Source organism: Cedecea sp. AS113, assembly GCF_037152415.1.
Taxonomy (GTDB): Bacteria; Pseudomonadota; Gammaproteobacteria; order Enterobacterales; family Enterobacteriaceae; genus Cedecea.
The window spans coordinates 79,187-90,384 of sequence record NZ_JBBCMI010000018.1; the positions used below are offsets into that span (position 1 = coordinate 79,187).

11 protein-coding genes are annotated in these 11,198 nt (G+C 57.8%); 7 read left to right on the top strand and 4 right to left on the bottom strand.

Annotated features, from left to right (window positions below; all coding sequences use genetic code 11):
* Window positions 1-36: 36 nt before the first annotated feature.
* The 5 genes from lolC to cobB all read left to right on the top strand — a co-directional run bounded on the left by lolC (window position 37) and on the right by cobB (window position 5,007).
* Entirely contained in the window at window positions 37-1,236 is a 1,200-nt protein-coding gene (gene lolC / locus WFN87_RS18870; protein ID WP_008453405.1) for a lipoprotein-releasing ABC transporter permease subunit LolC, read from the top strand.
* The gene (gene lolD, locus WFN87_RS18875; RefSeq protein ID WP_039292004.1) at window positions 1,229-1,933 is read left to right on the top strand and encodes a lipoprotein-releasing ABC transporter ATP-binding protein LolD; all 705 of its coding nucleotides are present in this window, start codon (window positions 1,229-1,231) and stop codon (window positions 1,931-1,933) included. Before lolC ends, lolD begins: the two co-directional genes overlap by 8 nt.
* Complete coding sequence (gene lolE / locus WFN87_RS18880) at window positions 1,933-3,177, top strand: lipoprotein-releasing ABC transporter permease subunit LolE (protein WP_039292006.1); 1,245 nt, start codon at window positions 1,933-1,935, stop codon at window positions 3,175-3,177. Before lolD ends, lolE begins: the two co-directional genes overlap by 1 nt.
* Window positions 3,178-3,270: 93 nt before the next feature.
* Entirely contained in the window at window positions 3,271-4,182 is a 912-nt protein-coding gene (nagK, locus tag WFN87_RS18885; RefSeq protein WP_039292009.1) for an N-acetylglucosamine kinase, read from the top strand.
* Window positions 4,183-4,185: 3 nt separating this feature from the next.
* A complete protein-coding gene (gene cobB, locus WFN87_RS18890) occupies window positions 4,186-5,007 on the top strand; it encodes a Sir2 family NAD+-dependent deacetylase (protein ID WP_008453397.1) in 822 nt (273 codons plus the stop codon).
* Between the two features lie 123 nt (window positions 5,008-5,130).
* On the opposite strand, the gene potD is transcribed toward cobB, so the two are convergent.
* The 4 genes from potD to potA are packed head-to-tail and all read right to left on the bottom strand — an operon-like array spanning window position 5,131 to window position 8,939.
* Window positions 5,131-6,177 (bottom strand): spermidine/putrescine ABC transporter substrate-binding protein PotD, encoded by a 1,047-nt coding sequence (gene potD / locus WFN87_RS18895; RefSeq protein ID WP_336983528.1) that lies wholly within the window; start codon window positions 6,175-6,177, stop codon window positions 5,131-5,133.
* Window positions 6,174-6,965 (bottom strand): spermidine/putrescine ABC transporter permease PotC, encoded by a 792-nt coding sequence (gene potC, locus WFN87_RS18900; protein WP_008453392.1) that lies wholly within the window; start codon window positions 6,963-6,965, stop codon window positions 6,174-6,176. Before potC ends, potD begins: the two co-directional genes overlap by 4 nt.
* Entirely contained in the window at window positions 6,962-7,819 is an 858-nt protein-coding gene (gene potB / locus WFN87_RS18905; RefSeq protein ID WP_039301993.1) for a spermidine/putrescine ABC transporter permease PotB, read from the bottom strand. The genes potC and potB overlap by 4 nt, the downstream gene beginning before the upstream one ends.
* The gene (gene potA / locus WFN87_RS18910) at window positions 7,803-8,939 is read right to left on the bottom strand and encodes a spermidine/putrescine ABC transporter ATP-binding protein PotA (RefSeq protein WP_166875091.1); all 1,137 of its coding nucleotides are present in this window, start codon (window positions 8,937-8,939) and stop codon (window positions 7,803-7,805) included. The genes potB and potA overlap by 17 nt, the downstream gene beginning before the upstream one ends.
* A gap of 284 nt (window positions 8,940-9,223) precedes the next feature.
* Between potA and pepT the strand changes: the two genes are divergently transcribed.
* Window positions 9,224-10,450: a peptidase T gene (gene pepT, locus WFN87_RS18915; protein ID WP_166993800.1), complete on the top strand. Its 1,227-nt coding sequence runs from the start codon at window positions 9,224-9,226 to the stop codon at window positions 10,448-10,450.
* 70 nt (window positions 10,451-10,520) lie between these two features.
* Entirely contained in the window at window positions 10,521-10,874 is a 354-nt protein-coding gene (locus WFN87_RS18920; protein ID WP_336983527.1) for a putative T6SS immunity periplasmic lipoprotein, read from the top strand.
* The last annotated feature ends 324 nt before the right edge of the window (window positions 10,875-11,198 follow it).

Consider the following 11,198-nt stretch of genomic DNA (forward strand, 5'->3'; position numbering starts at 1 on the left):
ATCTTTGCTTAGGCAACCCGCAACAAGACGGATTTCATGTATCAACCTGTCGCGTTATTTATAGGCCTGCGCTACATGCGTGGGCGAGCAGCGGACCGCTTCGGCCGCTTTGTCTCCTGGCTGTCGACGATTGGTATCACCCTCGGGGTGATGGCGCTGGTCACGGTCCTTTCGGTGATGAATGGCTTCGAGCGTGAGCTGCAAAACAACATCCTCGGCCTGATGCCGCAGGCGTTGATCACCTCACCTTCCGGCTCTATTAATCCCCAGCAACTTCCCGCCGATTCCCTGAAACTTCAGGGCGTGACGCGTATTGCGCCGCTGACTACCGGTGACGTGGTGCTGCAAAGCGCCCGCAGCGTGGGCGTGGGCGTAATGCTGGGCGTGCAGCCGGACGAGAAAGATCCGCTTTCCCCGTACCTGGTGAACGTTAAGCAGGCTGATTTGGTGGCCGGGCAGTACAATGTCATCCTCGGCGAGCAGCTTGCCGGTTCACTGGGCGTTAAGCGTGGGGAAACCATCCGCATTATGGTGCCGTCTGCCAGCCAGTTTACGCCGATGGGGCGTTTGCCGAGCCAGCGTCTGTTCACCGTGATTGGTACCTTCGCCGCCAACAGCGAAGTAGACGGCTACCAGATGCTGGTCAACCAGCAGGACGCCTCCCGCCTGATGCGCTACCCGGCGGGCAATATCACCGGCTGGCGTTTGTGGCTGGCTGAGCCGCTCAAGGTCGATGTGCTGAGCCAACAAACGCTGCCGCAGGGCACCGAATGGAAAGACTGGCGCGAGCGCAAAGGCGAGCTGTTCCAGGCCGTGCGCATGGAGAAAAACATGATGGGGCTGCTGCTGAGCCTGATCGTGGCCGTCGCCGCCTTTAACATCATTACCTCCCTTGGCCTGCTGGTGATGGAAAAGCAGGGCGAAGTGGCGATTCTGCAAACCCAGGGGCTAACCCGCCGCCAGATCATGACCGTGTTTATGGTGCAGGGCGCGGGCGCGGGCGTGATTGGCGCGCTGCTCGGGGCCTTGCTCGGGGCGCTGCTTGCCAGCCAGTTGAATAATTTAATGCCGATCATCGGCATCCTGCTTGATGGCGCGGCCCTGCCGGTCGCCATCGAACCGGTACAGGTTGTGGTGATTGCCATTGTGGCGATGGCCATTGCTTTGCTGTCCACGCTTTACCCTTCGTGGCGCGCCGCCGCGACCCAACCCGCCGAGGCTTTACGTTATGAGTAATTCTGTCCTGTTGCAGTGTGACAACCTGTGCAAACGCTATCAGGAAGGCAAAGTGCAAACGGATGTGCTGCACGATGTCAGCTTCAGCATCAACGCGGGTGAACTGATGGCGATTGTCGGCAGCTCTGGCTCCGGCAAAAGTACCTTGCTGCACCTGCTGGGCGGCCTGGACACGCCGACCTCCGGCGACGTGGTGTTCAACGGCCAGGCGATGAGCAAACTCTCGTCGGCGGCGAAGGCGGAGCTGCGTAACCGCGAGCTGGGCTTTATCTACCAGTTCCACCACCTGCTGCCGGACTTCACCGCGCTGGAAAACGTGGCGATGCCGCTGCTCATTGGCAAGAAAAAGCCGGAAGAAGTGCAGAAGCGCGCGCTGGAGATGCTGGCCGCCGTGGGGCTGGATCACCGCAGCAGTCACCGCCCGTCGGAGCTGTCCGGCGGCGAACGTCAGCGCGTGGCGATTGCCCGTGCGCTGGTGAACAACCCGCGTCTGGTGCTGGCGGATGAGCCGACCGGCAACCTGGACGCGCGCAACGCCGACAGCATTTTCGAGCTGCTGGGCGAACTGAACGTGCGTCAGGGCACCGCATTCCTGGTCGTCACCCACGATCTGCAGCTGGCGAAACGCATGTCCCGCCAGCTGGAAATGCGCGATGGCCGCTTAACCAGCGATCTAACGTTGATGGGAGCGCAGTAATGGCTTCCCCGCTTTCTCTATTGATTGGTCTGCGTTTCAGCCGCGGGCGACGCCGCAGCGGCATGGTGTCGCTGATCTCGGTGATCTCCACGCTCGGCATTGCGCTGGGCGTGGCGGTGCTGATCGTCGGCCTGAGCGCGATGAACGGCTTCGAGCGCGAGCTGAAAAACCGCATTCTTGCCGTGGTGCCCCACGGCGACATTGAGCCGGTGAACCAGCCCTTTACCAACTGGCAGCGGGCGCTGCCCGAGGTGGAAGGCGTCAAAGGCATCGTGGCCGCCGCGCCTTATATTCGCTTTACCGGGCTGGTGGAAAGCGGGGCAAACCTGCGCGCCGTTGAGGTGAAGGGCGTTGATCCGGTGCAGGAAACGCAGCTGAGCGCTCTGCCACAATACGTCCAGAACAATGCCTGGGCGAACTTCAAGGCCGGGCAGCAGCAAATCATCATGGGCAAAGGCGTGGCGGACGCGCTGAAGGTGAAGCAGGGCGACTGGGTGTCGATCATGATCCCCAACAACGACGGCGGCACCAAACTGATGCAGCCCAAGCGCGTCCGACTGCAAATCGCCGGTATTCTGTCCCTGAGTGGCCAGCTGGATCACAGCCTGGCGATGGTGCCGCTGCAGGATGCACAGGGCTACCTGGACATGGGCGATAGCGTCACCGGGATAGCCATCAAGGTGAATGACGTGTTTAACGCCCGGCAGCTGGTGCGTGACGCAGGGCTGGCAACCAATTCCTACGTGCGTATCAGCAGCTGGATTGATACCTACGGCTATATGTACCGCGACATCCAGATGATCCGCGCCATCATGTATCTGGCGATGGTGCTGGTGATCGGCGTGGCCTGCTTTAACATCGTTTCCACGCTGGTGATGGCGGTGAAAGACAAGAGCAGCGACATCGCGGTGCTGCGCACGCTGGGGGCCAAAGACGGCCTGATTCGCGCTATTTTCGTCTGGTACGGGCTGCTGGCCGGGCTGCTGGGCAGCGTCAGCGGCGTGGTAGTTGGCGTGCTGGCTTCGTGGCAGCTGACCAACATTATCGGCGTGATTGAAAAACTCATCGGGCACCATTTCCTGTCCGGTGATATTTATTTCATTGATTTCTTACCTTCTGAGCTGCACTGGCTGGACGTGGTTTACGTTCTGGTGACGGCGCTGGTCCTTAGCCTTCTGGCTAGCTGGTACCCGGCCCGGCGCGCAAGCAATATCGATCCAGCAAGGGTGCTAAGCGGACAATAAATTCAATTAACTATAATTTGCCCTACATCATTCGAGCTGTGACCCGGCAGAATCCAGGCGCAGCTTGAGGCACAACGGGCATTGGGAGCAGCGATGTATTACGGATTTGATATCGGCGGCACTAAGATTGCACTCGGCGTTTACGACCAGCAGCGGCGTTTACTTTGGGAAGCCCGGGTTGCTACTCCTCATGACAGTTACGAAAATTTCCTCGACGCGGTGGTCGGGCTGGTGGCGCAGGCCGACGAGAAGTTTAACTGCCGCGGCTCGGTCGGCATTGGCATTCCGGGTATGCCGGAAACCGACGACGGCACGCTGTATGCCGCTAACGTTCCGGCTGCCAGCGGCAAACCGCTTCGCGCCGATCTCAGCGCCATGCTTGAGCGCGACGTGCGCATCGACAACGACGCCAACTGCTTCGCGCTTTCCGAAGCCTGGGACGACGAGTTCCTCAACTACCCGGTGGTGATGGGCCTGATCCTCGGCACCGGCGTTGGCGGCGGCATCATCATCAACGGCAAATCTATCACCGGCCGCAGCTACATCACCGGCGAATTCGGCCATACCCGCCTGCCTGTGGACGCGCTGGAAATCCTTGGGCGCGACATTCCGTTTACTCGCTGCGGCTGCGGTAAAAACGGCTGCATTGAAAACTATCTCTCAGGGCGCGGTTTTGCCTGGCTGTGGCAGCACTTCTACCAGGAGCCGCTGGACGCGAAAGAGATCATCTCCCGCTACCGCCAGGGCGACGAGCAGGCCATCGAGCACGTGGACCGCTTCCTGGAGCTGCTGGCCGCCTGCCTCGGCAATTTATTGACCTCAATTGACCCGCATCTGGTGGTGATTGGCGGAGGATTGTCTAACTTTAGCGATATCTACGCCCAACTGCCGGAACGCCTGCCGAAGTACCTGCTGCCGGTTGCCGCAGTGCCGCGTATTGAACAGGCGCGCCACGGTGACGCAGGCGGTATGCGTGGTGCGGCATTCCTCCACTACACGGAGTAAGTCATGCTTTCTCGTCGTCAGCACCGGCTGAGCCGGTTTCGGAAGAACAAACGCCTGCTGCGCCAACGTTTGCGTCAGCGCATCTTTTTCAGAGACAGGACAGGGCCGGAAGCGATGGACAGACCAAGAGTTGTTGTACTGACCGGGGCGGGGATCTCCGCTGAATCAGGTATTCGCACCTTCCGGGCTGCCGACGGGCTGTGGGAAGAGCACCGCGTCGAAGACGTGGCGACGCCGGAAGGCTTCGCCCGTGACCCGGCACTGGTGCAGCGTTTTTATAACGACCGCCGCCGCCAGCTTCAGCAGCCGGAAATACAGCCCAACGCCGCACACCTGGCGCTGGCGAAGCTGGAAGAGGCGCTGGGTGACCATTTTGTGCTGGTCACCCAGAATATCGACAACCTCCACGAGCGGGCGGGCAGTAAAAACGTCATCCACATGCACGGCGAGCTGCTCAAGGTTCGCTGCGCCAGCAGCGGCCAGGTGCTGGACTGGCAGGACGACATTACCCCGGAAGACCGCTGCCATTGCTGCCAGATTTCCTCGGCACTGCGCCCGCACGTCGTCTGGTTCGGCGAAATGCCGCTTGGCATGGACGAGATTTATCAGGCGATTGCCACCGCAGATTACTTTATTGCTATCGGCACCTCCGGGCACGTTTACCCGGCGGCAGGCTTTGTGCACGAGGCCCGTTTGCAGGGGGCGCACACCGTGGAGCTGAACCTGGAGCCAAGTCAGGTTGGCAGCGAGTTTGAAGAGAAGCATTACGGCCTGGCGAGCCAGGTGGTGCCTGAGTTTGTGGATAAGCTTTTGAAGGGATTGTAGTTCTTCTGAGCCCCTCACCCTCACCCTAACCCTCTCCCCAAAGGGGAGAGGGAACTGGATCGAGCATAAATCAATTGTTTTCTCCCTCTCCCTTCCAGGGAGAGGGCCGGGGTGAGGGTAAACCTACCGCCCCGCCTTCAACCGCTGATAATAAGACTCATACAGCGCGCTCGCGTCACCCACATCGTTCTGCCACTCGCCAGCCTTAATCACCTCTGCATCCGGGTACAGCGACTTATCTTCCGCCACGTTCTTCGGCAGCAGCTTGCGGGCTTCGAGGTTTGGCGTCGGGTAGCCGATAGTCTCCGCCACCTGCTTAGCCACGTCCGGGCGCAGCAGGAAGTTGATCAGCTTCAGCGCGCCGTCGACGTTCTTCGCGTTGGCCGGAATCGACAGGTTATCCATCCAGAAAATCCCGCCTTCCTTCGGCCAGACGATCTCCAGCGGCGTTCCGGCCTGACGAGCCACATAGGCCGAGCCGTTCCACACCATACCGAGGTTCACTTCGCCTTCCATATAGGGGTTGGCCGGGTTGTCGGAGTTAAACGCCGCCACGTTGGGCATCAGCTTTTGCAACTCGTGGTACGCGGCCTCAATCTCTTTTGGATCGGTGGTGTTACCGGACAGGCCAAGCTTGCGCAGCGCCATCTGGAACACTTCGCGCGCGTCGTCGGTCAGCAGCAGGCTTTGCTTATACTCCGGCTTCCACAGGTCGGCCCAGCTGGTGACGCTTTTCGGATCGATAGCGTCGCTGTTCACGCCAATTGCCGTGGCGCCCCAGATATACGGGATGGAATAGTCGTTATTCGGGTCGAACGGCTTGTTCAGCATATCCGGGTCGAGATTTTTAAAGTTGCTGAGCTGGCTCTTGTCGATCTTCTGGATCATCCTTTCTTTGCGCATCTTCGCCACAAAGTAGGTGGATGGCACCACTAAATCGTACGCGCCGTCTTTGTAGGTCTTGAGCTTGGCGTACATGGTTTCGTTCGACTCGTAGGTCGAATAAATCACCTTGATGCCGGTCTCTTTGGTGAACTGCTCCAGCAGGCCCGGTGGCACGTACTCGGTCCAGTTGTAGAAATAAAGCGTCTTGCTGTCGTCGGCATGTGCGGCGCCGAAGCTGAGCGCCAGAGCGCCCGCAGCAAGCAGGTGGCGTGGCCATTTTTTCATTTTAACGTCCCCTGAGGTTGAGTTTTATCGCGAAGAATCAGCTGGCTGGCGATCACCAGCAGCAGTGAAAGTAACAGCAGAATAGTGGCCAGGGCGTTCACTTCCGGCGAAACGCCGACCTTGACCATCGAGTAAATTTTTAGCGGCAGGATCTCGTAGCTCGGCCCGGTGACGAACGAAGACACCACCACATCGTCCATCGACAGGGTAAAGCTCAGCAGCCAGCCTGCGGCCACGGCGGGCATCGCCAGCGGCAGAATAATCTTGCGCAGAATAGTCAGCTCGCTCGCGCCCAGGTCACGCGCCGCTTCCAGCATCTTCACGTCGAACCCTTTCAGGCGCGAGTAAACGGTGACCACCACAAACGGCAGGCAGAAGGTGATGTGGGAAAACAGCAGCGACCAGAAGCCAAGCGACACTCCCAGCAGCATAAACAGCACCAGCAGCGAGATAGCCATCACGATGTCCGGGGACATCATCACCACAAACAGCATCCCGCTGACGAACGGCTTGCCCCGAAAGCGATAGCGGTACAGAGCCACGGCGGTAAGCGAGCCGATAAGCGTGGCGGCGCTGGCGGAAAACACCGCCATCGTCAGCGAATGCTTTGCGGCCTGCAGCAGGCTGTCGTTATTCATCAGCAGGCTGTACCAGTTGGTGGTGAACCCCTGCCAGTTAATGCCGAAGCGAGAGCTATTGAACGAGTTCACGATCAGGATAACGATCGGGATATACAAAAAAGCGTAAATGGCGGACATAAAGCCGCCGCGAAGCAGGCGTCCGATCATTCCAGTTCCACCTTCTTGTTAAGCAGGCGCGCCGCGCGCCAGTACACCAGCAGCATCAGGCCCATTACCAGCGTCAGCGTAATGCTCGTCGCCGCGCCGAACGGCCAGTCGCGAATGTTGAGGAACTGGCTCTTAATCACGTTGCCGATCAGCAGGTTCTTCGCGCCGCCCATCAAATCCGACACGTAGAACAACCCCATCGCCGGCAGCATCACCAGCAGGCAGCCGGCGACAATCCCCGGCATGGTCAGCGGCAGAATAATACGCACAAAAGTTTGCAGCTTGCTGGCGCCGAGATCCCGCGCCGCCTCAAGCAGCGGCTTGTCCAGCTTCTCAATGCTGGAGTAAAGCGGCATCACCATAAACGGCAGCAGGATATACACCAGGCCGATAATCACCGCGCTCGGGGTGAACATGATGCGGATCGGCGTATCAATAAGCCCCAGCCACAGCAGGAACTCGTTGAGATAGCCCTTGGTGCTGAGGAAAATCTTCAGCCCGTAAATGCGGATCAGCGAGTTGGTCCAGAACGGCACAATCAGCAGGAACAGCAATAGCGGGCGCACCTTCTCGGGCAGCCGCGCCAGGAACCAGGCGAAAGGGTAGCCGAGCACCAGGCAGGCCAGGGTGGCTATCGCCGCCATGTTCAGCGAGTGCAGCAGCACCTGGGCATACAGCGGGTCGGCCAGCCGGGTGTAGTTATCCAGCGTAAACACCAGGCTCACGAAGTTGTCGTTATCGCGAGTCAGGAAGCTGGTGACGATGATCATCAGGTTGGGCAGGAAGACAAACAGCAGCAGCCAGCCCACCACGGTGGCAATCACCACATTCTGGAATTTACGCGAGCTCTTCATCTGCCAGCACAACCTCCCAGCTTTCTACCCAGGTCACCGCCATTTTTTGATCCAGCGTATGGTCAAAGTCCGGGTCATCTTCGTTAAAGAACTCGCTGACCATAACCATCTTGCCGTTTTCCAGCTCGACGGTGGACTCCAGCGTCATGCCCTTGTAGTTGCGCTCGCGTACGTAGCCAATCAGCCCGTCCACTTCACGGGCGTCGTTTACCTCTTCCACGCGCAAATCTTCCGGGCGCAGCAGCACCTTCAGGCTTTGCCCGACGGTCACCGGCTGGTTCACGAAGATGTGGCATTCGCGGCCTTCCACGTTCGCCCGCACGCGCTGCTCGTCGATGCGTTCGAGCACCGTCGCGTCAAAGATATTGATCTCGCCGATGAAGCTCGCCACAAACAGGTTCTTTGGCTCTTCATAAATTTCTCGCGGCGTGCCGTCCTGCTCAATCTTGCCGTCGCGCATCACCACGATGCGGTCGGACATGGTGAGGGCTTCTTCCTGATCGTGCGTGACGAATACAAACGTAATGCCGAGCTTACGCTGCAGGGCTTTCAGCTCGTTCTGCATCTGCTTGCGCAGCTTGTAGTCCAGCGCCGACAGCGACTCATCGAGCAGCAGCAGCCGGGGCTTATTCACCACCGCGCGGGCGATGGCGACGCGCTGCTGCTGGCCGCCGGAAAGCTGGTTCGGCTTGCGCTGGGCGAACTCTTCCAGCTGCACCATTTTCAGCGCTTCGGTCACGCGTGGGGTGATTTCCGCCGCCGGCGTTTTCTGCATCCGCAGGCCAAAGGCGACGTTTTCAAACACCGTCATGTGCGGAAACAGGGCGTAGCTCTGGAAAACGGTATTCACGTGGCGGTGCTCGGCAGGCACATGGGTGATGTCCTGATTGTCGAGCGTAATTTGCCCGGCATCGACGGTTTCTAACCCGGCGATAAGACGCAGGACGGTGGTTTTGCCGCAGCCGGAAGGGCCGAGCAGCGTCAGGAATTCACCATGATTAATGGTGAGGGAGAAGTCAGAGATTACGGATTTACCATCAAAGCGCTTGGCGACTCCTGCCAGGTTGACCAGCATGGAGTGCGAACGAGGCTGTTTTTTCAATTTTTTACGCTGTCCCATAAATGACGTATCCGAAGCGAAGGATACGGGGTTTGTGATTAACCACCTTGGGTTTTGGCACGTTGAGTAAGGGCTGGCATTCTACGGCAAAGCGGCGGGATCGCCAATCCCGATAGCCAGAAACCGTGGCCGTTATCGTCTACGGTTAAAGGGATACTTTACTGAGGCCAGGTCAGGCTGTGCGAAAACTATTTTTTTCCGTAACCGACTAAAAGTGACCTGACGCAATATTTGCCCGATGCGGCTTATTGATAATTGATGTCACTAAAAACGAGGGTGGCTAAATGGATAAATTACTTGAGCGCTTTTTGCAGTATGTCTCTCTGGACACGCAATCCAGGCCCGGCGTTAAGCAGGTGCCGAGCACCGAAGGGCAATGGAAGCTCCTGCGCCTGCTAAAGGAGCAGCTGGAGCAGTTGGGGCTGGTGGACGTCACGCTCAGCGACCACGGCACGGTGATGGGCACGCTCCCGTCGAACGTCGGGCACGCTGTCCCGGCCATTGGCTTTATCTCCCACGTTGATACCGCGCCGGACTTCACCGGAAAGAACGTGAACCCGCAGATCGTCGAGAACTACCGCGGCGGTGACATCGCGCTCGGCATTGGCGATGAGATCCTTTCCCCGGTGATGTTCCCGGTGTTGCACCAGCTGATGGGCCAGACGCTGATCACCACCGACGGCAAAACCCTGCTGGGCGCGGACGACAAAGCGGGCGTGGCGGAAATCATGACCGCGCTGGCGGTATTAAAAGGCAAAAACGTGCCGCACGGCGACATCCGCGTGGCCTTTACCCCGGACGAGGAAGTCGGGAAGGGCGCGCACTTCTTCGACGTCGACGCCTTTAACGCCGAATGGGCCTACACCGTGGACGGTGGCGGCGTGGGCGAGCTGGAAAGCGAGAACTTCAACGCCGCGTCCGTGACCATCAAAATCGTCGGCAACAACGTGCACCCCGGCACCGCCAAAGGCGTGATGGTGAACGCCCTGTCGCTGGCGGCGCGCATCCACGCTGAAGTCCCGGCGGACGAAAGCCCGGAATGCACCGAAGGCTACGAAGGCTTCTACCACCTGAACACCATGAAAGGCTCCGTCGACCGCGCAGAGATGCACTACATCATCCGCGACTTCGACCGCGAGCAGTTCGAAGCCCGCAAGCGCCGGATGATGGAGATCGCCAAGAAAGTCGGCAAAGGCCTGCACCCGGACTGCTATATCGAGCTGGTCATAGAAGACAGCTATTACAACATGCGCGAGAAGGTGGCCGAGCATCCCTACATTGTCGAAGTGGCCCAGCAGGCGATGCGCGACTGCGACATCGAGCCCATCATGAAGCCGATCCGCGGCGGCACCGACGGCGCCCAGCTTTCCTTCAAAGGCCTGCCGTGCCCGAACCTGTTCACCGGCGGCTATAACTACCACGGCAAACACGAGTTCGTGACCCTGGAAGGGATGGAGAAAGCGGTGGCGGTGATTGTGCGAATTGCTGAGCTGGTGGGGAAGAAGGGGTGATTAACGGCTTGCGTTAACGTGTTAAAAGGGAAGGGGCGGGATGCCCCTTTTAAAAAGGAATTTATTCAGCATGAAAAATCTTATGCTTGTTCTGATATTTCTCATTTCTGGCTGTGTTGGCGATCGGCTGGAGTTTAGAAATGCGGGCACTGTTTATCAAAAGAACAGCAATGTAATTTGCATTAAGTCGAAAGAAGGTGATGTTATTACCTACTATCTTTTAACCTCCTCAGAAGATACCTATCGGCAGTCTTTGTTTTTTGAAAACTATGTTCAGAAAAAATACCCGGATCATTGCTTTAACCTGACGCTTAATAAAGGTGTTACCTATAACCTGCTCTTTAGAATGAACAATGTTAAGTATAGGGTTAATTTTGCGTTAGATGATGATGGGAGAATAAAGCAGGGTGTGAATAACCTGTAATCAGTGAACAATGTGATGCATTGCATATTGGGATGTGTAGTGTGTCACGTTTTTTGAGGAAGGATATAACTAACTGTGTCTTTTACGTGCTACGGAATTTCTCTTACGGGTATAAAGATAGAGTTACGGATTATTTAATAAAGCCTAAAATATAAAGGCAGAACATCTTTTAAAAAAGGAACCTATTTATCATGAAGAAAGGACTTCTGATTCTGGGTGATGCTGCCAACTTACTGATTTAGTGTATGATGGTGTTTTTGAGGTGCTCCAGTGGCTTCCATTTCTATCAGCTGTCCTTCCTGCTCCGCTACTGAAGGCGTGGTG

What these genes read in the sequence shown, in the direction of transcription:
- lolC (WP_008453405.1), top strand. Translation starts at nt 37, where the DNA reads ATGTATCAACCTGTCGCGTTATTTATAGGCCTGCGCTACATGCGTGGG.
- potD (WP_336983528.1), bottom strand. Translation starts at nt 6,177, where the DNA reads ATGAAAAAATGGCCACGCCACCTGCTTGCTGCGGGCGCTCTGGCGCTC.
- potC (WP_008453392.1), bottom strand. Translation starts at nt 6,965, where the DNA reads ATGATCGGACGCCTGCTTCGCGGCGGCTTTATGTCCGCCATTTACGCT.
- pepT (WP_166993800.1), top strand. Translation starts at nt 9,224, where the DNA reads ATGGATAAATTACTTGAGCGCTTTTTGCAGTATGTCTCTCTGGACACG.
- nagK (WP_039292009.1), top strand. Translation starts at nt 3,271, where the DNA reads ATGTATTACGGATTTGATATCGGCGGCACTAAGATTGCACTCGGCGTT.
- potA (WP_166875091.1), bottom strand. Translation starts at nt 8,939, where the DNA reads ATGGGACAGCGTAAAAAATTGAAAAAACAGCCTCGTTCGCACTCCATG.
- cobB (WP_008453397.1), top strand. Translation starts at nt 4,186, where the DNA reads ATGCTTTCTCGTCGTCAGCACCGGCTGAGCCGGTTTCGGAAGAACAAA.
- WFN87_RS18920 (WP_336983527.1), top strand. Translation starts at nt 10,521, where the DNA reads ATGAAAAATCTTATGCTTGTTCTGATATTTCTCATTTCTGGCTGTGTT.
- potB (WP_039301993.1), bottom strand. Translation starts at nt 7,819, where the DNA reads ATGAAGAGCTCGCGTAAATTCCAGAATGTGGTGATTGCCACCGTGGTG.
- lolD (WP_039292004.1), top strand. Translation starts at nt 1,229, where the DNA reads ATGAGTAATTCTGTCCTGTTGCAGTGTGACAACCTGTGCAAACGCTAT.
- lolE (WP_039292006.1), top strand. Translation starts at nt 1,933, where the DNA reads ATGGCTTCCCCGCTTTCTCTATTGATTGGTCTGCGTTTCAGCCGCGGG.